This window comes from Luteimonas endophytica, from assembly GCF_029887875.1.
In the GTDB taxonomy this organism is placed as follows: Bacteria; Pseudomonadota; Gammaproteobacteria; order Xanthomonadales; family Xanthomonadaceae; genus Luteimonas; species Luteimonas endophytica.
Genome location: NZ_JARXRM010000019.1, coordinates 208063 through 230515 on the forward strand (window position 1 = coordinate 208063; position 22453 = coordinate 230515).

9 protein-coding genes are annotated in these 22453 nt (G+C 64.6%); 3 read left to right on the forward strand and 6 right to left on the reverse strand.

Going from position 1 to position 22453, the window contains the following annotated elements:
- Nucleotides 1-29 precede the first annotated feature (29 nt).
- The 5 genes from QFW77_RS04705 to QFW77_RS04725 are packed head-to-tail and all read right to left on the reverse strand — an operon-like array spanning nt 30 to nt 17050.
- Nucleotides 30-602 carry a toxin-activating lysine-acyltransferase gene (locus tag QFW77_RS04705; RefSeq protein WP_280573159.1) on the reverse strand — a complete coding sequence of 191 codons (573 nt, stop codon included), beginning with the start codon at nt 600-602 and terminating at the stop codon, nt 30-32.
- Complete coding sequence (locus QFW77_RS04710) at nt 599-12868, reverse strand: SPM autocatalytic domain-containing protein (RefSeq protein ID WP_280573160.1); 12270 nt, start codon at nt 12866-12868, stop codon at nt 599-601. The genes QFW77_RS04705 and QFW77_RS04710 overlap by 4 nt, the downstream gene beginning before the upstream one ends.
- The gene (locus QFW77_RS04715; protein ID WP_280573161.1) at nt 12861-13454 is read right to left on the reverse strand and encodes a hypothetical protein; all 594 of its coding nucleotides are present in this window, start codon (nt 13452-13454) and stop codon (nt 12861-12863) included. Before QFW77_RS04715 ends, QFW77_RS04710 begins: the two co-directional genes overlap by 8 nt.
- A complete protein-coding gene (locus tag QFW77_RS04720; protein WP_280573163.1) occupies nt 13451-14848 on the reverse strand; it encodes an HlyD family type I secretion periplasmic adaptor subunit in 1398 nt (465 codons plus the stop codon). The genes QFW77_RS04715 and QFW77_RS04720 overlap by 4 nt, the downstream gene beginning before the upstream one ends.
- An 18-nt stretch (nt 14849-14866) precedes the next feature.
- Nucleotides 14867-17050 carry a type I secretion system permease/ATPase gene (locus QFW77_RS04725; RefSeq protein ID WP_280573165.1) on the reverse strand — a complete coding sequence of 728 codons (2184 nt, stop codon included), beginning with the start codon at nt 17048-17050 and terminating at the stop codon, nt 14867-14869.
- A 368-nt stretch (nt 17051-17418) separates the two neighbouring features.
- On the opposite strand from QFW77_RS04725, the gene ybaL reads away from it, so the two are divergent.
- Both ybaL and QFW77_RS04735 read left to right on the forward strand, forming a co-directional pair.
- Nucleotides 17419-19119, forward strand: a complete 1701-nt coding sequence (ybaL, locus tag QFW77_RS04730) for a YbaL family putative K(+) efflux transporter (RefSeq protein ID WP_280573167.1) — start codon at nt 17419-17421, stop codon at nt 19117-19119.
- A gap of 35 nt (nt 19120-19154) precedes the next feature.
- Nucleotides 19155-19889 (forward strand): SIR2 family NAD-dependent protein deacylase, encoded by a 735-nt coding sequence (locus QFW77_RS04735; protein WP_425603266.1) that lies wholly within the window; start codon nt 19155-19157, stop codon nt 19887-19889.
- A 133-nt stretch (nt 19890-20022) separates the two neighbouring features.
- On the opposite strand, the gene QFW77_RS04740 is transcribed toward QFW77_RS04735, so the two are convergent.
- Nucleotides 20023-20925, reverse strand: a complete 903-nt coding sequence (locus QFW77_RS04740) for a TIGR01777 family oxidoreductase (RefSeq protein WP_280573169.1) — start codon at nt 20923-20925, stop codon at nt 20023-20025.
- A 187-nt stretch (nt 20926-21112) separates the two neighbouring features.
- On the opposite strand from QFW77_RS04740, the gene QFW77_RS04745 reads away from it, so the two are divergent.
- Nucleotides 21113-22390, forward strand: coding sequence for an MFS transporter (locus tag QFW77_RS04745; protein WP_280573207.1), 1278 nt, complete (start codon nt 21113-21115; stop codon nt 22388-22390).
- Nucleotides 22391-22453: the final 63 nt, after the last annotated feature.

Consider the following 22453-nt stretch of genomic DNA (forward strand, 5'->3'; position numbering starts at 1 on the left):
GGCCGTCACACGGTGACGGCCGCAAACGACTACTGCTTTTCCGGCAGTGGCTTGGCGGGTAAGCCGCTCAACTTGACCTTGTCGCGCCTACCGGATTGCGGATCTGTGCGGTGCAGATAGAAAGTCTTGCCGCTGAGGGGACCACCCATCAGGTCCAACATCATCGCTTCGCCCAACTTGTTTTCTGTCGTGGCGAAAGGTGTGACGAACTCCACCACCCACAGACGGTCGCCAGACTGCCAGTCCGCCTCGTCGAGATGCTCGCCGCGCTCCAGCTTGGCCTCGGCTGCTTCCGACAGATGCGCCCAGATCGCCACCCCCAGCGGCAACTGTTCTATACCTTCCTTACTGAATCCAGCAAGCTTGAATTCCGTCGGATTCATCGCCGCAAGCGTTGGCAACGGACCGAAGCGGAAGATCCGAAATTGTTCCTTGAGGATCGCCGGCATGAAGGACCACTCAAGATCCTTCAACTTCATTTGCCGATGCAGCGGTGACTGGCTCAGCAGCCACACCACCTGGCCCAAAGCCTCGGCGACGGTTCTTGGCGCGCCAGGATAGGCGGACTCGCCGCTAATCTGACTGTCAGCGGTATCGTTCATGCCGTCATCTTAAGGTCAGGCAGCGTGGTCAACAACTCCAAGGCCTTGGGATTCTTGCCGGCACCCAAACCGAACTCGGCGAAAGGCTGAGCTGAGAATGCGGACATCGCTTCCACCATCTGGAAGCGCTTCTTTTCGCTCAGCGCAAGGCCGTCATGCAGGGCCGAACGCGAATGGGCAAGTGTAGGGCGGTACCCCTCCAGCGCCGCATCCATTCGCCTGTTCTGGCGCTTTGGCTCGCGCCGTTCGGCACCGGATGTCCGCGAGGCTGCGCTTTCTTCTGAGACCTGGGTTTGCGGGAGGTCTACCGCGCCTCCATTTCCGTCAGGCCCTTCCCAAGCGCCACCTTGCATCGCTCCCGCCATCACCTGGGCGGCGGTGAATTCGCGACGGGCACGGCGGTCCACTTTGCCCGATGCAGCGTCACCCGGGCCGGGATCTCTCGCGCCATTCCAACCGATGTTGTGCCTAACGTAACTTCCGTCCAAACAGTCGTCCTGCAGAACCACCCCGTCCCATCCATTCTTTCCCCGCCCCATGTCGACATCCTGCTTTTGCGATGTCGGCATGGGCTCTATCGTCACGTTGGTATTCGTAGCGTAGAACAGAAATACATCGCCGACCGTACCGACCGACCCGTCGACCCTGTGGAAACTGGAGGTCGCGTAGATCGTATTGTCGAGTTCGGCCTCCGGATCCAGGCCTGTACGTAACCCATCCAAGTCAATAGAGACGATGCCCAAGTCCGCTAACGTCCACAATTCCTCTGCCTGGCTGACGCCGTCCGAATTCTGATCGCGCCATACAGCGAATTCGCTGTATCGTGCATCTTCCGAATCGAACAAGCCGTTACGGTTGCTATCGTAAGCCGCGAGCCCCTGGAGATCAGAATAGGCTTCTGGTAAATCATCGACGAACGAAATTTCCGAGCCGTTATCAATTACGCGGTTGCCATCACGGTCAAGCACCAACAGGCCGTCGTCCGCGCCTACCCAGCCACTCGCGTCGCGAACGCCATCGCCGTCCATGTCGAAACGCACGGTCGACGATGCCAATGGCAGCAACTCCACACCATCGCCATCCAGATCGACTACGACCGGTCCAGTCGCGCTATTTCCGTACACGTCGAACCTTACAACAGTTGACAAGCCGCCGTTATCAGTTGCCTTTACATATATGGAAGCCGACTCTCCACCATAGACGGTTGCTCCCACTCGGAGGATATCGCCGATGATTTTTGCTTCGCTGATCCATCCGCCATTGCTAACACTCACAATGCTGTAAGTGATCGCTCCCCCCTCAGGATCACTTGCGTTCATTTCGAGTGAAAGTGTTCCATATTCTCCAGGGCTCCAGACGAAAATCCCGCTTGCCCCACCGGACGAGAAAATTGGCGCCTCGTTGGCATTAGTAACGTTGATCGCGACCGTCTTTTGGACCGAGAATCCACTCCCGCCTCTATCCTTAACCGTAATCTGCACCTGATGACTGGTAGCGGCCTCGTAGTTCAAGGATCCCTGCAGATACAACTGCCCAGTCGTCTGGTTGATCGAGAATAGGCTGGCGGCACCGCCGGTCAGGCTGTAGCGAAAATTACGGTTGTAGCTCTGCGAGTCCGGGTCGCTAACCGCCACAGTGCCGATCAGCGTTTGACCCGCGCCCGGTGCCGACTCGCTCACCGAGAAACTGGAAGTGCTGATGGCTGGAGCTTCATTCTTGTCCTCGATGCGCACGGTCACCGCCCGGTTGCCGGAGGCCAGGCTGCCGTCTGTCGAGCGCACGGAGGCGGTGTAGGTTGCCTCCTTCTGCCCGTCACCGTCGACATCGGTCAAGGTCACGCCGCCCGCGGATACCAGCGCCTCGAAGTCAGAATTAAACCCACTCTTGAACTTGAGCTGGTTACCGGAAAGCGTGAACCAAGCCTTGGGATCGCTGGCGATCTGGTAGCCCGGCGCGGTGCCGTCCGGATCGGTGGCGGAAAAGGTGGCCGCGACCACGCCGGACAACGCCGTGCCTTCTACCTTCGCCGTCACCGGCTGGGTAGCGATGGTCGGCGTACCCGGCGCTTCGTTGACGTTGGTGAGGGCGACGGTGAAGTTCTCAGTGCGAGTAGTCGCACCATCACTGACACGGACCTTGATCGTGTGGGATGCCGCGGCTTCATAGTTCAATAGCCCCCCGTTGGCCACCGTGAGCCGGCCGGCCGAGGTGAGAGCGAAGCGCCCGCCTGCGTTGTCGACCAGGCTGAACGTCAAGCCATCGCCCGGGTCCTGGTCGGCTCCGGTGAAGTTTCCTATGAACGCGCCGTTGGCCGAGTTCTCGGCGATCTTCAGCGTGCGGTCGGCAGCGATGTCGTGCGGTGCATCGTTGGCATCCTCGATACGGACGGTGACCGTGCGCTCGCCCGTGGAAGTCAAACTGCCGTCGGAGGACTTGACCTTGGCGGAGTACACCACCTCCTGCCGTCCGTCTCCATCGATGTCGCTGACGGTCAGCCCCGCCGCTTTGAGCGCCTCGAAATCGAAGCTGAGGCCGGTACGGAACTTGAGTTGGCTGCCCACGATGGTAAACCAACCACGTGGATCGCTGGTTACCACGTAACTTGGCGTGGTGCCGTCGGGATCGGTAGCAGCAAGATTCGCTACTGCCTGCCCCGCCAAGGCCGTGTTCTCAACTCCCACCGGTATCAGCACGCTGGCGGACGGGGTAGTCGGTGCTTCGTTAACGTTGTTGACCGCAACGGTGAACTGCTCTTCGTAGCTCAAGCCGGAAGCATCGGTTACTTTAACTCTGACCACGTGCGAGGCTGCCGCTTCGCGATTCAGCAGGGCCCCATTGGCGACAGTGAGCACTCCTGTGGTGGTAATTGCGAAACGCCCACCGGCGTTGTCGACCAGAGCAAAGGTCAGCGTTCCGCCATCTGGATCGGTGGCAGTGAAGTTTGCGACGAGTGTGCCGGCTGGGATCGTGGAGGCCGCGGTGGACTCGTTTATCGCCAAGCTACGGTCCGCGGCGATGTCGGTCGGTCTGGCATTGATCGGTACCGACAGGACGTGGCTGGTCTGGGCGGTTTCGCCGGTGGCGGTCTCCTTTGCGATAGCGGTCACGGTCAGTGCGGCGGTACCCGTGAGGTTCTGCGACCAGTTCGACGGACCAGTCAGCGCGAGTCCCGACAGTTGAGCAGCCGTCAGCGACCAGACGCCGTTCCCTAGGTGCGTGCCCTTGTTCAAAGCCAGGCCGGTGGGCACGTTGGAAATGCGGATCTCGAGCGTTTCAGAACTGTCCTGATCCACCAGTGCAGCCTGAACGTCGAGCGGGAGTGGGCCGCCGTCGAGCGTGGTGCCAAGCGGTACGGCCCGGGTGATGATGGGCGCATCGGCCACCGGGATAATGGCAAGCGCAAAAGTCTGCTGGCTGATCAGGCCTCCAGCATCCGTAGCCTTCAAGGTGATCGCCACGTCTCCACTGCGGTGGTCAGCCGCGCGCACCGTCAGCGTCCAGACGCCGTCGGCGTTCGGACCGGTGACTTGCGGCGGGTCGGCCCGGTCGTTGCTCGCCGTTGCCACCACCGCCAACCCGTTAGCGGGTGTCACGTCATCGGATACCGTGAACTGCAGCGTCAATGTTCCGTCTTCGGAGATCGTCTGGCTACCGACGGAGGAAATCACTGGATCCTCGTTGCCCTGCCAGTAGTTGGTCCAGCGATTCCCGAATGCCGAGTCCGCTTGCAGCGCGTCGAAGGCGGCCTGGTTGGCCGGCTTTGTATAGCCGCCCATCAAACCAACCAGACCCTCGGCGTTGATGGTCTCTGTGTAGTGTTCGCCGGCGAGAATGAAATCGATCTTGTAGTTGGCGCGGTCGGATGCTGTGGCTGTCGAATACCAATCCTTGATTGTGGTCTGGACTCCCGTACCGATGGCGGAGATGGTCAGATCGTTGCCACTCCGGGCGAACCACAGTTGATTGCGGTCGATCCCCTGGTAGCCGATAACGTCGACGTCCTGCCCGCTGGAGTCGTAGTTGCGGATCTCGTCCGACCCTGAATCCAGGTCGATTATGTAGGTATCGCTGTCGTCGCCGCCGATCAGGATGTCGCTGCCGCTGCCGCCAATGAGCCGGTCGTTGCCGGACTGGGCGTCGATGAAGTCGTCGCCTGCTCCTCCCATCAAGATGTCGTCGCCAGCACCCCCATGAATCGTGTCGTTGCCGGCGGCACCCTCGATGTGGTCCGCATTTGCAGAGCCTACGATCGTGTCCGAGAGGCTGGAGCCGATGACACGCTCAAAATGATCCTCGATGACGTCCCCTTCAGCTGCACCAGCGTGTGCACCCGTGACCAGGTTGAGGACGATACTGGAAGACGAGGTGGCATAGCTGAGCGTGTCGACACCGGCACCGCCTTGCATGCGGTCGGCACCGTCGCCACCGATGAGCACGTCATCGCCACTACCGCCATCGAGGATGTCTTGCCCGTAGTTGCCGTACAGATAGTCGTTCCCATTGCCGCCTTGCAGGCTGTCATCCCCAAATCCGCCGTCGAGGTTGTCGGCGCCGTCGTCACCGAATAGCAGATCATCGCCCTCCATGCCTTTCAGGTGATCAGCGCCATCCCCGCCATGCAGCTGGTCCGCGCCTTCACCGCCTTGAACCTGATCGTCACCAAGTTCACCCCACAGTCGGTCATCGCCGTCCCCACCCATCACCACATCGACATCGTCCCCACCATAGACGTCGTCGTTTCCGCCACCTCCTGAAAGAATGTCGAAGCCGCCGTACCCGTAGATGATGTCGCGGTTACCCTGTCCAGAGAGGGTATCGGCGCCAGCCGTTCCGTAGAGGTAGTCGTCCTTATCGTTGACGGCGAAAGTCAGTGTCCGCGTGTAGCCCAACCCGCTGCCGCCGCGGTCAGTGACCGTGACGTCAACCGGTACCGTTGCACCAGCCTCGAAATCGAGGGCCGCACCAGCCTTGAGGCGCAGCTCGTTTCCGTTTACGACTTCAAAACGCTCGTCGGTGACGGTGAACACAAGGGAAGCAAAGTCCAGGCTCCCGGCTGTGTCGGGATCGATTGCCGACAACGTGCCCAGGAGGATGGCCGGCGCCGGGGATCCCACGGCCGGGTGGTCACGTTCCTCGATCGACGTCACAGTGGAAGCGAACCCGATGGCAGTCGGTGCTTCGTTGATGTCTTCGATAAGGAACCAGAACCGAGTCGGCTGCGCGGAACTGAGCTCGCCGTCGGTCGCGACCACCGCACCGCCGAGCCTGATTTCTCGTATCCCGTCCCCATCGGTATCCTCTAGAACGCCTCCTGCGGCTACCAGCGCCTCGAAGTCCACCGCCGCGCCGGCCTTCACGCGCACGGTATTGAGCGACGTGTCCAGCCAGCCGTACGGGTTATCCGTCAGCTGGAGCGCGGGCGTCGTGTTGTCGGGGTCGCCGATGACGAAGCTGGCCACTGTACCGCCAGTTGCATTCTCGGCGAGCACGGCCGGTACGGTGGTCGGCGGCGGGGTGACGATGTACGGGACTTCGTTGACGTTGCGTACCGTGACCACGAAGTCCTTCTCGAAGGAAGCACCCGCCAAGTCGGTCACGCGCACCCGGATGGCATGACTGCTGTTCGCCTCGTAATCGAGGGCGGCGCCGTTGGCGACGGTCAGCTTGCCGTCCGCTGTCATCGCGAAACGACCGCCCGCGCTGTCCACGAGTTGGAAGCTCGGGATGTCCTCGGGCCCGTCGACGTCCTCGTGAGTGAACACGCCGAGGCCCAGTCCCTGCCCGGCGCCTTCATCGACCTCGAGCGGCCCCGGGGCGAAGATGTTACTGGGCGCGTCGTTGACCGATGCCACCGCGATGGCGATGGACTGCCGGGCGCTGTTGCCGTCGGCGTCCGTGACAGTGATCATGAAACTATCGTTACCGTGGCGGTTCGCCTCCGGCGTGTATGTCCACGCGCCGGTGGCGGCGTTCAGGGCAACACTGCCGAACTTCGCTTGGCCAGTGAGTGCGTATCCGACGATGTTCCCGTCTTGGTCGACTGCGCCGACTTGGCCGGAGACCGGGACGTCCTCGTTCGTCGCATAGGACTTGTCGACGACCTTCGGCAGCGCCGTGCCGGTCGGGTGCCAGTAGGTCTCCAGCAGGTCCAGCACCGATTGCGGCATGGAGCCGGGCAACGTGGCGGACGCCTGAGCCATCGCCTGCAACAACGGACCGGCAGCGGCGAGAAACAGAGACCCGCCGGCGGTCGCGATCTCGAAGACCCGGCTCCCCGTGCCGTCAGTCTTGAAATATCCGCTGATCACGACAACGCTGGTGCCGCCGATCACCGACACCCGCAGGTCGTCGCCGGCGCGCGCCAGCCAGATCTCATCCGGTCCGGCGCTGGTGAAGACTATCTTGTTCCGGTCCTCCTCGTAGCCGGCGTCGACGATGGTATCGATGCCCGAACTGGGGTCAAACAGATAGCTATCGCTACCCGCGCCGCCACGGAGCTGATCATTGCCCCCCTCGCCTGCGAGCTGGTCGACGCCATCGCCGCCTTCCAGGATGTCATTGCCCTCGCCGCCGGCGAGCTTGTCGTGGCCGCTCTCGCCGTACAGCGTATCGTCGCCCTGCCAGCCGCCAAGCGTGTCGTCGCCGGTGCCGCCGTAGAGGGTATCGTTGCCGTCGTCACCGCTGAGCTGGTCGTCAGCGTCCCCGCCCAGCAACGTATCGTTGCCGGCACCGCCGCTCAACAGATCCTTGCCGGCGCCACCTTCCAGGCGATCCACCCCGCTATCGCCGGCCAGGGCATCGGCGCCGTCGCCGCCGTACAGGATGTCGTCGCCGTCGCCGCCGACAAGCACGTCATCGCCCGCCCGGCCATCCAGCACGTCGCCGCCGCCGAGACCCGCCAGGCGGTTCGCCCGCGCATCGCCGGACAGCGTATCGCCGTATCCGCCGGATCCGGCCGCATTTTCAATGGTGCTGACGCCACCGACCGTGACAAGGGTATCGCCAGTGGCGTGGCCGCCCGACGCGGTTGCGGCGGCCAGATCGATCGTCACCCCTGCATTGGACGTCACGTAGCGGATCGTATCGCCGTATGCCTTGCCTGCCTCGATCGGCAGCGCCAGGGTGACGCTGTCCGATCCGCCATCGAGCACATCGGCACCGGCACCGCCTTCGAGCGTGTCGTCGCCATCGCCGCCCTGCAGGCTGTCGTTGCCGCCGGCCCCCGACAGGATGTCGTCGCCCGCCAATCCGTTGAGCGTGTCCGCGACGGTCCCCGTCGCGCCGAGCATGACGTCGTCTGAAGCCGTGGCCGCCTCGCCGGCGAACTTCAGCCTCGCCAGCTCCAGCGTCAGGCCGTCGGCGAATTGCAGCATCTCGACGCCGCGACCGGTGAGATACTGGCCAACGAGCGTCGCACTGGCAGCACCAACACTGACCTGCAAGTCGCTTCCATTCCTGGCAAACACCAGGTCGGCGAGGCTGATGCCCGCCTGCAGCGACAGCGCGTCGCCTTCCCCGCCATTCCCGGTTCCCACGGTTTCGACGCCGTTCGCATCGACCGTGTAGATGCCCTCATGGATACTGTCCGAACCGCTATCCCGACCGAACTCGTAGATATCGTCGCCGGCGCCGCCATACAGCGCATCGTCACCGGCGCCGCCGTCGAGCAGATTGTCACCAACGTCGCCACCGAGCCGGTCGGCGAGGGCGCTGCCTTGCAGCCCTTCGATGCTGTCGAAGACGTCGTCCTTCGCGTCGCCGGTGTTTTCTCCGCTGGCCGAAGGATCGAGATATGCCCTGACAGCTGCCGCACTGGAGGCGTAGGAAGCCACGTCGTCGCCGTCGCCACCGAATAGCAGGTCGCCGCCGGTGCCGCCGTCCAGCGTGTCGCTGCCCGACCCGCCGAACAGGACATCGACCGCCGCACCGCCTTTCAAGTGGTCCGCGCCAGCATTGCCGACCAGAATGTCTGCTTCGGCACCGCCCTCCAGCGTATCGTCGCCTCCATTGCCGGTCAGCCAGTCCTTGCCGGCGGTCCCGGCGATGACATCGTCCCCATCGGTACCGCCGTTGAGATTCATCCCGCTCACGGCGTGCCGGCCCGTTGCCGCGAATACGAAGTTCTCGATGGGCGCGCCCAGCGAATACCAGTCCTTGATCGTGATTCTGTCGGAGGCTTGATCGATGCCGCCCGGCTCGCCATCCTCCGAGACGGCGATCAGCAGATCGTTGCCGGTCCGCTTCAGCATCAGGTCCTGGATGTCGATGCCGACACCGAACTCGAGCGTATCGGTCCCCGCATCCGAGGCCACGATCCCGTTCACGGCCCCGGCATGGCGCCTGAGCACCTGGTTCTCGTCGTCCCAGTCGTACTGGCCCAGCCACTTGGAGCCGTCGAAGTAGACGACGCCGTTCTTGGTGACGGTGCCATTGCTCTGCAGCACGTAGCCGTTTACGTAGCTGCCGTTCTGCCAGACCTGGTCCCAGTTGTTGACGTAGTCGTCCAGGATCACGTCCTGGCCGTCGCCACGCGAGTAACGGAACACGTCGTCACCCGCGCCGCCGACAACTTCGTCGTTGCCACGACCGCCGACCACCAGGTCGGAACCGAGGCCGCCGTAGACTCGGTCGCTGCCGTCGTCGCCGAAGGCCGTATCGTGCCCCGCACCGCCGATCACCTGGTCGTTGCCGGAACCGCCCATCACCCAGTCGTTGTCGCCGTCTCCGGCAACGAAGTCGTTGCCGGCGCCGCCGTTGCCGAAGTCGTTGCCGGCCAAGCCGCGGATCTCGTCGTCGCCCCCGCCGCCATACAGGAAGTCCGCTCCGTAGCTCCCCAGAATCACGTCCGATTCGCCGGTTCCGATGACGAACGATGTCATGTCGCCGAGCCTGATCTCTTCCCCATTTGCGAAGCGCAGCCACTCCACCCGCCGTGTGCTCTCGAACCAGTCGAGAATAGTCAACTCGTCGCCAGTTAGCGCACCATTGCCATTGGCGTCGAGCGAAATCAGTTGAATCACCAGATCGTTGCCCCACCGCCGCATCAGCACGTTTGCCATCGTGATGCCGGCCCCGAACGCAATCGCGTCTTCACCGCCCTTCACGGAGCCATCGACTTCGTAGTCGCCGCCACCAGCCCAGTTGCGCTGGAACGCACCGCTCTCTAGCTGCTGGATGCGCCAAGCGATTGAATCGCGCGACACGCCCGCCTCAGCGGTTGGATCAGACTCGTCGAACACTACATCCTTCCCATCACCAAACCCGAACACATACTGATCACTGCCCGCGCCTCCAAAAAGTGCGGCCGCGCCGGCGTGTCCTTGGTCGTCCCCTTCGCCTCCTTGGAGAATGTCGCCTCCAGCGCCGCCAAGAAGCAGATCGACTCCCGCTCCTCCATTAAGCCAGTCTGAACCGCGCCCTCCGTACAGACGGTCAACGCCGGCCCCACCGTCCAAGTAATTCCCGTTGCCGCCAGCGGCCGCCAACGCCGAGGCTTCGCCCGCGGCATCACCTGGAGCGAAATCGGTGTTAGTAACTTGGCCGGAGAAAATCAAATCGTTTCCCTCACCGCCAAACAGCCAATCGTCCAACTTTCCGCCAATCAGCGTATCGGCTCCTGCACCGCCCAGCAAATCGTTACCTAGATCCCCACCGCGGATAATATCGTTGCCGCCAGCGCCATCGATGACAGCGGAAACGTCGATCGTGTAGGGCCCTGATGAGTGGGTTCCATTGATGGATAGCCCTGCGGCGTCCGAAATCGTGTCGTCCAGGACGACGACGTTGTCGTCGACATTCGAGCCAATTATCGAGTCCTTCAGCGTCCGATTAACTGTGTCGCCTTCGGTATAGACGACAGTTCCTCCAAAGTCCAAGTAGTTGAACATTCGCGCATTGTTCTCATCCAGTTCGAGGAACATGTTTGTCGGAGCAATGGCATTGCCGTCCAACACGCCGTCGGCAACTTGGTCCAAGTGGGCGGCAAATCCTCCTGCCCAGTCGGTATCAGCCCGCTTGTCCAACCCGAGCTCATGTGCTCGAGCCAACGTAATAGCCCATTGCGCCGCGATCGCGCTTTGCGGGCCGGAGCCAATTAGGGCATTCACCAGCAAGGGATCCCGAAGATAAAGCCCATAATCACTCGCGATCGCCAGGTCTCCGTAAAGTGCACTCATGTCGAACGCCGCAGGGTCATCCGCAGCGGCTAGACTAGACCTTAAGGCGCGCTTCATGAGAACGTCGCCGCCAACCAGCCTCATAACCATCCTACTAAGGGCCGAGTGCGTAGCGAAACTGATTACTTCTTCGGCTTTGCCGGATTGGAACTCACCCGGTGACCCGTAATAGAACGTGCGCCCCTTCATTCCAACGGTAAAGTTTAGCGCGCTCCCATCAGCAATTTTTCCCCCAACGAAATCGACGATAGAGCTCAGCGAGCTGGTCACAGCCGCGCCCAGCCCGATGGCCGTCTGCCCCGACGCCCCGTGCTTAGTCCCAGCGTCAACTACCGCGAACAACCGCTCATTTTCATCCCAGCCAAGCGTAGCCCATGCATGCGGTGTCCCGCCGAAGAACGAGCCGATGAGACCGCCAAAAATGTAGCCCAGGAACGCCCCGGCGAGCGCACCGACTGGGCCGGCGACTGCGCCACCTATCTGTGCACCTCCTTTCGCCCAGGCAACGCCAACGGCATATCCGGCGTACGCGCCTATGGCAGCGCCAATCTGTGCTCCAATTTGCCCGCCAGTCGTGTCAAACTCGACAAGCTCCGCGGCCAACCGCGTTCCGACATATGAGGCAAGTGCAGTCCAAACCGTACTTAAATCCACGCCTTGGAATAGGCTTGTAACTTCCGTACTGTTTTGTGCGATCTGGATCGCGTTCTCGATGATCTTGCTGAGCGTTGCATTTGCCGCCGTATGCCCAATCTCAGCGAGCGTACCCTCGATTTCTAGTGATGAGATGAGCTCTGAAATCAGGAACGAGGAAATCGCACCAGCGACTCCGCCCTCAAGGCTGGTTGTAAACTCGTTGTCCACGTCCCCGAGCACTTCTACGATGCTACCCGACGGAAGCGCAGCACTGAATCCGCCGGCGGCTATCGCCTCCGCAAGATTTTCGCCGATCGTCGTTAGGGTCGCAGAAGCCAGAACACGCCACGCGTGATTATCTATTTGTAGCGCACCGGCAATCGCAGAGCCAATGACCCCTCCAAGGCCGCCTGCTTCCGAGATCCGCCGCAGCGCGCTCTCATCACGCTGAGCGAGCTCGAGCCAAGCGACCAACTCCGCATGCCGCGTGGAAAGCTCACGCTCATATTCTCCTTTCCATGGCCCATGGCTAGTCAATGTACGGTTTACAGGAGCCCCGTTGCTTGTGTCCTGGATTATGAACGGATCCAATCCATGACCGAAGAACAACTGTTGCTGCATCAGTTCTTGATAGCTCACGCCAACCTCACTGAGATTGACGATCAGAGCGGCCGGGTCGTAGGCGCGATCCGCCATTATCTCGCTCTGAATGATGTAGCCCAGCGCCGTCACGGCATCGGCGATCCGATCCTCACCGGCCGTGTTTGCTTGCAGGTCGTAATAGCAGCTGCCGAAAGCTTCGATGTTCTCGGTAGAACGTGAAACGGAATAGTCCGGTCCGACCTGAATGGATGGGATCGGCCGAAAGCCATCCTCGGTGGGTACGAAGCACTTGGGGATTATTTTCTGCAGCTCGCCGTAGAAACGGGCGGCGTCTATATTTCCTCCATTCTGTGAGAGGTACAGGTCCCTCAAAGTGTTCCAACCAGCGATTGTCGCGGCCGCCTCGATTCTGCGACGACTGTCCAAGTATACTTTTACTACGTCGGTATAGTCGTTATTGCCCTCCGTTCCGATTTTTTGGGCCACCTTGGATATGAACTCACCAAAAGGGGTGCTGCCGTTGCGTGGATTCCGGGCGTAAGCGTGGTTGGTTTCATGGCCTAAGACGAATGCGATTCGCGCGATACTCGAACTTTCATCACCTCCGACAAAGAGCGATGGATCAAGCGCGATACGGAACGTGCGCTCGTTGTAAGTTCCGAGCGCCCTGGAGTGGTCTTCTATATCAAGGGCCTTCAAATAACCCTTTTGAATCGCGTTCTCCAGCCGCGCCGCCAAGAAATCTGAACTCGATATCGCGATTTTAATTAAACGGACTGCTTCTTGAGTCGCCGCGCCTTGATTCGCAAGCTCCTCCAGCAACGCTAATGTCCTGCTTTGGATGTCAGTCATTTCCCGTCTCCACAGACTGAATCTCAATAACCATTATGCAGCTCAGACCCGCAGCTCGCTCCCTGATGTAGGTAACCCTAATCACTAGATCACCCTTTTGGTAAGTCATTCTCTGACCGCCGAGAGCGTGGACCGTGCTGTTGGCAGCGTCAAAGCTATTTCCTCGCAGGCGCGAGTCCAAAGTTTCGAAATCTAGGGCGCAGCGGTCGATCGGCGCGTCATAAAAATCAATGGTCGGTGCAATCCCGATGTCGACGGAACTGCGAGCTGAATCCTTCAACGTGAAGAGGTATCCCCATGCGCCATCAGTCCCGTACGCGTACCTAAGCAGGATGTTGCCTTCAAGCGCGGACTCGCTGGCGGGTCGCAGCCCAACGTGTCTTTCAAAGTTCTGTCTGTTAATGTCGGCCGCCCCCCCTATGCTATCCAGGAAGCTAAATATTCTCCGGTTCATCAACGCATTGCGGTACGCCTCTTCTCCCACTGGCGCGAGAAGTTGAGCGGCAAAAGCGGAAGCCGAACCTGAAGCCATAACCGCGATTGCGAGAATCTGTACATAAAACGGGGGCGGTCGTCGATATTTCATCGCTCCCTCCCCGCTTCCTGCAATCGCCGCGAAAGCGGCGATAGCAGGTACTCGATGATGCGGCGATCACCGGTCTTGATCTCCGCAGTCGCGGCCAACCCGGGTGCGAGCGCAGTGCGCTTGCCGCCGATGTCGATCCAGGCCTGCTTCAAACGCACGCGTGCCGGGTACAGAAGTCCGTCCTTCTCGGTCTGTACCGCGTCGCGGCCGACGTGTTCGACCACGCCCTCGACCACGCCGTAGCGCGTGAACGGATAGGCCTCGAACTTCACCTCGACCGCCTGGCCGGCGTGAACAAAGCCGGCATCCTTGTTGGGCACCATCGCGTCCACGACCAACTCCCCTTCGTTCGGCACCACCACCATGAGCGGGTCAGCGGGCTTGACCACGCCTCCGACGGTGTGGATCTGGAGCTGCTGCACGACTCCGGCGACCGGCGCATTGAGTACCGTACGCCCGGCACGTTCCGCGGCCTTCTTCAGCTCCTCGGCTCGCAGGGCACGCGCGGCCTCGGCCTCGATCAGCGCGTCGAGCGCCTCGCGCAGGAATTCGCTCTCGGTTCTCGCCAGTTGCTCGCCTGCGGCACGTTCGCCGGCACGCGATTTCACGCTCTCCTCTCGCCGGATCGCCAGGTCCTGGCGCATGCCCACCAGGCGCTCCCTGACTTCTGAAACCTGCATCCTCGGAACGTAGTTGTCCCGGCTGAGCGCTTCGAGCCTGGCGTGCTGGTCGGTGACCATCGGCAGTTGCTCCTCGAGCTTTGCGACCTCGGCGAACACCATGCCCACGTCCCCCTGGCGCTGCGCGACCTCCTGACGCAGTGCTGCGCGGGAGGTCTCGTATTCCCGAATCTTTGCGGACACCAGCGCGCCCTGGATGCCCGCGACGTCGGCAGGCGCCGTGGGCGGGGCAATGAAGGTGTTGCCCTTGCCCGTGGCGTAGTCGACCAGGGCGCGGGTGCGGGCCACGTCGAGCTCGGCTGTGGCCAGCGCCTGGCGCGCCTGCTCCACCTCGGCTTTGCTGACGGTCGGGTCCAGTTCCACCAGCGGCTGCCCAGCCGCCACGCTCTGGCCCTCCACCACATGTATCGCCCGGACTACCCCATAGTCCGACGGCTGGATCGTCTTCACGCTGCCGCGCGGCGTGACCTTCCCACTGGCCGCGGCCACCATATCCACCTTCCCCAGGCACGCCCAGACCATGGCGATTAACAGGAACGCGATCAGCGCCCACAGCACCGCGCGGCCGGCCGGGTTCGGCGGGCTTTCCAGGATCTCGAGCGCTGCGGGCAGAAACTCCGGCTCGGCTGCGGGCCTGCGCGTGTCGCACTGGTCCCGCTCCAGGCGCAGGCTCTCGCGCAGGACTTCCCAATGCCGTCTCAGTCCTTCGAGCATTCTGGCTTCCTTCTGGGCTCAGGAGAGCTGCACGCCCGCCGGAGCGGGAAGTCCCATCTGTTTCGTATACAGCGAGGCGTAGCGTCCCTCGCTCCTGAGAAGCTCCTCGTGCGTGCCCGCCTCGACGACGCGGCCGCGCTCGAGAGTGACGATCCGGTTGGCCAGGCGCACCGCGGAGAGTCGATGGGCGATGATGATCACCGTGCGGCCCACCGCCATGTTGCGCAGGTTGGCCTGGACGATTTCCTCGCTTTCCGCGTCTAGCGCCGACGTCGCTTCGTCGAAGATCAGAATTCGTGGGTCGGTGACCAGCGCCCGGGCGATCGCGATCCGCTGGCGCTGCCCGCCGGACAGGTTGCCCCCACGCTCGTCGATGGGTGCGTCGTAAGCCTCCGGCAACTCGAGTATGAAGTCGTGGGCCCCGGCCAGCTTCGCCGCCTCGATCACCTGGGCCATCGGCATGGCCGGATCGGCCAGGGCGATGTTTTCCCGGACGCTGCGGTTGAACAGCAGGCTCTCCTGGAGTACGACCCCGATCTGGCGCCGCAGCCAGGATGGGTCCACCATCGACAGATCGACGCCGTCCACCAGCACGCGGCCACGTTCGGGCACATGCAGCCGTTGGATCAGCTTGGTGAGGGTCGATTTACCCGATCCTGACGGGCCCACCACGCCGATGACCTCGCCCGGCGCGATGTCCAGATCGACGTCGCTCAACACCTCCGGACCGTCCGGCCGATAACGGAAGCCGACCCGCTCCAGCCGGACCCGTCCTTCCATCGCCGGCAGGGTCGCACGTGAAGGAGAGACCGACGGCTCGGTTGGAGAATTCAGGATGTCGCCCAGTCGGTCTACCGCGATGCGCGCCTGCTGGAAGTCCTGCGCCAGCTGGGCCATGCGCAGCACCGGCCCGGCCACCTGCCCCGCCAGCATGTTGAAGGCCACCAGCTCACCCACCGTCAGCCTGCCGTCGATCACCAGCCTTGCGCCGAAAAACAGCAGCGCCACGGTAGCCAGCTTGTGGATCAGCTGGATCGCCTGCGATCCCCAATTGGCGATCATGCGCGCCTTGAAGCTGGCCTGGATGTAGCCGGCAAGCTGCTGGTCCCAGCGATTCTGCATCTGGGGCTCGACGGCCATCGCCTTGAGCGTCTCCACCCCGGTCACCGACTCGACCAAGAAAGACTGGTTCTCGGCACCGCGGACGAACTTCTCGTCCAGCCTGCGCTTCAGCAGCGGCCCGACCACTGCGACCACGATTGCATACAGCGGCAGCGTGATCAGCACGACCAACAGCAGGGTCGGGCTGTAGAGCCACATCACCGCGAGGAACACGATGGTGAAGAAGAGGTCCAGCACCACTGTCTGCGCGGAGGAGGTCAAGAACTCACGAATAGTCTCCAGTTCGCGCACGCGCGCAACCGAATCGCCGACCCGCCGGGCCTGGAAGTACGCCAGAGGCAGATGCGTGAGATGGGAAAAGAGCTTGGATCCAAGCTCGGCGTCCACCCGGCTGGTTGTGTGCGACAACAGGTAGGTACGCAGCCCCCCCATCACAACGTCGAACAGCGACACCACCAGGAGACCGATCGCCAGGATTTCCAGCGTGGTGATGCCTTTGTGCACCAGCACCTTGTCGATCACCACCTGGAAGAACAATGGCGTAATCAACGCAAGGATCTGCAGAAAGAAGGAGACGATCAGCACGTCCCGGAGCAGGCTGCGATATTTGACCAGCGCCGGGATGAACCAGCTCACGTCGAATGCGCGGGCTGGCCCAGCCATGCGCTCGCGGGTGGTCATCAACAGCAGACGTCCGGCGTAATCCTTGGCGAACTCCTCGCGCTCCAGCGTCTCCGGTCGCTCCTGCGTCGGATCGAAGACCAGGACGCGTTGCTCGTCGGCCTTCAACAGCAGGATGCAGCGATCGCCGGTTAGCCAGGCGATTGCAGGAAGGGGATATCCGGGTAGCTTCGTCGTGTCGGCATCGACCAAACGCGCTCTAACATCCAGCCGTTTAGCGAGCCGGAGCAAGTCGGTTGGTTCGGGGGTTTCTCGACCCTTGCCCAGGAGATGGGCGAGTTGATCCGGGTCAGCAGGACGACCTAGATACCCGAGCAGCGCGACGAAGCAAGCCAGAGTATGCCCGTCCGCAATCGGCGCTGAGCCTTCGACCGTTCCCGGTCCGCAATCCTTCTGCATGGCACCCCCCCGATGCCAATGCGCCATCCCTTTGGCGCTGACGGATCATACTCGGCCGGTGGGCGGTGTCAAAGGTTATTTTCCCTATCGCTGGGGCTGGCCCGGGTCAGGCTCCCGGCGCCGTTGACACCCGCATAATCCGGACAGCATCTACCATGTGCTCAAGCGTCCATCGCTGGGCAAGGTGTGGCCAGGGCTCATCCCGGAGCGGATCGGGCTAAGCCAAACCAGCATCAAGTCGGTCCGGTGGGGAGATGGTCGCGGATCCGGCCCCGCTACTACAGGTTTTCGGCAAGAGTCCGCTGTCGCTCCCTCCCCCGGACTCCACTTCCGTACGTGGGGAGCGATTGGAGCTGAGTGGAATCCAGATGCCGCACGACATCTCCCTGATCTCCATGCTGTGCGTCGGCTTCGTGCTGGCGTTCGTGCTCGGACTGGCCGCGCAGCGGCTGCGGCTTTCGCCGCTGGTCGGGTACCTGGCCGCCGGGGTCATCGCCGGGCCCCATACACCCGGCTTCATCGCCGACCAGGAACTGGCGCCGCAGCTGGCCGAGATCGGCGTGATCCTGCTGATGTTCGGCGTCGGCCTGCATTTTTCGCTGCGGGACCTGATGGCCGTGCGCAGGATCGCGCTGCCCGGCGCGGTCGCGCAGATCGTCGTGGCCACCCTGCTGGGCCTGGGCCTGGGCGAATACCTCGGCTGGTCGCACGGCGCCTCGCTGCTGTTCGGGCTGGCGCTGTCGGTCGCCAGCACCGTGGTGCTGCTGCGCGCGCTGGAGGACCGGCGCCTGATCGAGAGCGATCGCGGCCGGATCGCGGTCGGCTGGCTGATCGTCGAGGACCTGGCGATGGTGCTCGCGCTGGTGCTGATCCCGGCGTTGTCCGGAGCGCTGGGCGGCCAGGACAGCGAGCCCGGCGCCAGCCTCTCCACCACCCTGCTGATCACCCTGGTCAAGGCGGGCGCGTTCGTGGCGTTGATGCTGCTGGTGGGCCGCCGGGTGATCCCGTGGATCCTGGAGCGGGTGGCCGGCACCGGCTCGCGCGAGCTGTTCACCCTCGGCGTGCTGGCCATCGCCATGGGCGTGGCGTTCGGCGCGGCCGAGCTGTTCGGGGTGTCGTTCGCGCTGGGCGCGTTCTTCGCCGGCATGCTGCTCAACGAGTCGGAATTCAGCCACAAGGCGGCCAACGACTCGCTGCCGCTGCGCGATGCGTTCGCGGTGCTGTTCTTCGTCTCGGTGGGCATGCTGTTCGATCCGGGCATCCTGCTGGAGCGGCCGCTCGAGGTGCTGGCGACCTTCCTGATCATCGTGTTCGGCAAGTCTGCCGCGGCGTGGGGCATCGTGCGCCTGTTCGGCCGCCCCAACTCGACGGCGCTGACGATCTCGGCGAGCCTGGCGCAGATCGGCGAGTTCTCCTTCATCCTCGCCGGCCTGGGGCTGTCGCTCGGGATACTGCCGGCGGAAGGCCACGACCTGGTGATCGCCGGTGCGCTGCTTTCGATCATGGTCAATCCGTTCCTGTTCAGCCTGCTCGACCGCTGGCAGGCGCGCGAGGACGCGCGCGACGCGGCGTTGCGCGTCCCCGAGCCGAAGGCGCCGCCGCTCGATATCGAGGGCCATGCGATCCTGGTCGGCTACGGGCGGGTCGGCAGCCAGCTCGCCGCGCTGCTGGCCGAACGCAAGGTGCCGCTGGTGGTGGTGGAGGAGGACACGAGCTTGGCCGCCACGGCGCGCGCGGCCGGCCTGCTGGTGGTCCGCGGCAACGCCGCCTCCGAGCAGGTGATGGCCGAGGCGCTGCCGGAGCGCGCGCGCATGGCGATCTTCGCCATTCCCCGCGCGCTGGAGGCCGGCGAGACCATCGCCCGGCTGCGCGCCGCCAACCCGGAGCTGAGCATCCTCGCCCGCGCCCACAGCGATGGCGAGGTGCGGCACCTGCTCGAGCACGGCGCCGATGCGGCGGTGCTGGCGGAGCGCGAACTGGCGTACTCGCTCTCGGAGATGGTGATGGCGACGCCGCCGTTCCGCACGCTGCGCCCGGCGCCGTTCCAGACCACCCCGGCGCCCTCCTGATCCCAGTGCGGATCGCCCTGCTCAGCGGTGCCGGCATGTCCGCCGAGAGCGGCATCTCCACGTTCCGCGATGCGCTGACCGGGCTGTGGGCGCGCTTCGATCCGCAGCGGCTGGCGACGCCCGAAGCCTTCGCCGCGGACCCGGCGCTGGTCTGGGGCTGGTACCGCTGGCGCGCGGCGCAGGTGGCGGCGGCACGGCCCAACGCCGGCCATGCCGGGATCGCGCGGCTGGAGGCGTCGGGACACCGGGTCGATGTGATCACCCAGAACGTCGACGACCTGCACGAGCGCGCCGGCTCCACCCGCGTGCTGCACCTGCATGGACGGCTGCTGGCGTCCAGGTGCGCGGATTGCGGCGCACGCCGCGCGCCGGACCCGATCCTCGGCGGACCGCCGCCGGCCGAAACCGGTGCGCCCGAGCCGCCGCCCCGCTGCGACGCATGCGCGGGCAGCTATCGCCCGGACGTGGTCTGGTTCGGCGAGGCGTTGCCGCAGGCACCGTGGGAGGCCGCGTGCGCGGCGATCCAGGCTTGCGAGCTGCTGGTTGTGGTCGGCACCTCGGGGCTGGTGCAGCCCGCCGCCTCACTGCCCGGCCTGGCGCTGGCGCGCGCGGTTCCGGTGCTGGAGATCAATCCCGATGCCACCCCGCTGTCGGCGCGGGCCGATGCGCTGTGGCGGCTGCCCGCGAGCCGCGGCATCGCGGCCCTGGTGGCTCGCCTCGAGGCCGCCCCCGGAGGAGACCCGCGGGTCCTCGTCGCAGCAACCCCGTAGACGCGCGCCATGCGCGCGAGCGCCGGCACCGTCGGACGTGCCCGCAATGGCGGCCGCTCGGCCGCCACCAGCCGCGGCTTTCGCGCCATGAGCCGCTTCTACGAGCGTCGCGGAGCCGGGACTCGCCGGCCGGCTACGACAGCTGGGCGCGCAGCGCGTCCTCCAGGCGCGGGTGCAGGAACCGGAAGCCGAGCCGGGCCAGGCGCTCGGGCAGCACCCGCTGGCCGTCCAGCAGCAGGGTGGACATCTCGCCCAGCCCCAGCCGCAGCAGCGGCGCCGGCAGCGGCAGCAGCGCCGGCCGGCCCAGCGCACCGGCCAGCGCGGCGGTGAACCCGGCGTTGGTGACGGGCTGCGGTGCGGTGAGGTTGACCGGCCCCTCGGGCGCCTCGGCTTCGCCAGCGAGGTGCATGCGCAGCAGCATCCGCACCGCCTCCACCCAGTCTTCGCGCGCGATCCAGCTGATCGCTTGGGTGCCGTCGCCGAGCCGCCCGCCCAGCCCCAGCCGGAACGGCGGAAGCAGGCGCGCGAGCATGCCGCCATCCGGGTGCATCGCCACCCCGGTGCGCAACAGCAGCACGCTCACCCCCAGCGCCTGCGCCTCCAGCGCCGCCGCTTCCCAGCGTTCGCACAACTGGTGCACGAACTCGTCGTGGAAGCCGCTGTCCTCGGTCAAGGGCGCGTCGCCGCGGGCGCCGTACCAGCCGACCGCGGAGCCGCTCAGCAGCACCTGCGGGCGCCGGCGGCAGCCGGCCATCCACTCGAGCAGGCGCCGGGTCGGCTGCAGCCGGCTGTCCAGCAGTTCGCGCTTGCGCGCCGCGCTCCAGCGGCGTCCGGCGATGCCGGCGCCGGCCAGGTTGACCACCGCGTCCCAATGATCGTCCTGTCCGAGCGCGTCGTAGCCGCGCACCTCGACGTTCCCCGAATGGGCGATGCCCGGGGTGCGCGAGAGCCAGGTGACCGCGGCGCCGTCGTCCACCAGCCGCGCAGTGAGCGCCCCGCCGAGGAAACCGCTGCCCCCTGCGATCAGAACGCGCATGCTTCACCTCCTCTGGTCGGCGGCACCGGCACGGTGCCGGCCGGCTGCGGCCCTGGCCACGATGCCGGTCACGCGCCACCGGCGAGTACAGCAGATCCGCGATCAACCCTCCGTCACGGCACGGTTCGCCTCGGGGTCACACAAACGATCGTGCAGCCGCGCTAGGCTTGCGGGGATGCTGCAGACGATGCGTTCCATGCTCTCGCTGCTGTCCGGGGTGGCGCTGCTGCTGCTGGGCAGCGGCCTGCTCAACACCCTGATCCCGCTGCGCGCCAGCCGGATGGGCCATTCCGAGACCCTGATCGGCGGCTTCACCTCGGCCTACTTCGCCGGCTTCTTCGTCGGCACGTACCTGGCGCCGCGCCTGATCCGCCGCATCGGCCACATCCGCGCCTTCGCCTTCTACACCGCGGCGGCCGCCTGTGTGGTGCTGCTGCACGCGCTGAGCGCGGACCCGCTGCTGTGGCTGCTGGCGCGGCTGGCGCTGGGGGTGGCCCTGGTGGGGTTGTACACGGTGATCGAGAGCTGGCTCGGCGCGCAGGCCGAACCGCAGCAGCGGGGCCGGGCGTTCGCCACCTACATGGTGGTCAACCTGGGCGCGCTGGCGCTGGCGCAGCAGCTGCTGCGCTTCGAGGGCGGCGCAGACTTCGTGCTGTTCGTGGTGGTGGCGCTGCTGGTGTGCGCCGCCAGCCTGCCCGTGCTGCTCACCACCCAGGCGCTGCCGCAGCTGCAGCCGGCGCCGCGCCTGCACCTGCGCCGGCTGTTCGCGGCCGCGCCCACCGCCGGCACCGGCGCACTGCTGTCGGGCCTGGCGATGGGCGCGTTCTGGGGCCTGCTGCCGGCGTTCTTCATCCAGCGCGGCATGGGCGCGGCCCAGATCGGTACGCTGATGAGCGTCGCCATCCTCGGCGGCGCCGCCCTGCAATTCCCGCTGGGGCGGCTCTCCGACCGTCACGACCGCCGCTTCGCCCTGGCCCTGGTCGCCGCCGCCGCCTGCGTGATCGCCGCGCTGGTACCGATGTCGATGTCCTGGCCGGCCGTCACCACCGCGCTGATGTTCCTCTACGGCGGAATGGCGTTCTCGATCTATCCGATCGTGGTGGCGCACCTGCTCGACCATCTCCCGCCCGAGGACATGCTCTCGGCCAGCAGCAGCGTGCTGCTGCTCAACGGCGTCGGCTCGGCGATCGGCCCGCTGGCCGCTGGCCTGCTGATGGCGGCGATCGCCCCGGCGGCGCTGTTCGGCTGGTTCGCGCTGCTGCTGGGCAGCCTGGCGCTGTATGCCGGTTATCGCTACCAGGCGTTCCGCCGGGTCCAGACCCATGGGCCGGCGTTCGTGCCGATGCTGCGCACCACGCCGGCATCGCTGGAAATGCTGGCGGCCGAGGCCACCGAGCAGGCGGAGGCGGAGTCCGAACACCCGAAGCAGGACGGGACCGCCGCGCAGGAACGGCCCGCCCCGTAGGAGCGGCCCATGGCCGCGAAGGCTACGGGCGGTTCCGGCCGGGTTGGCGGCGGCTGCCGGTGC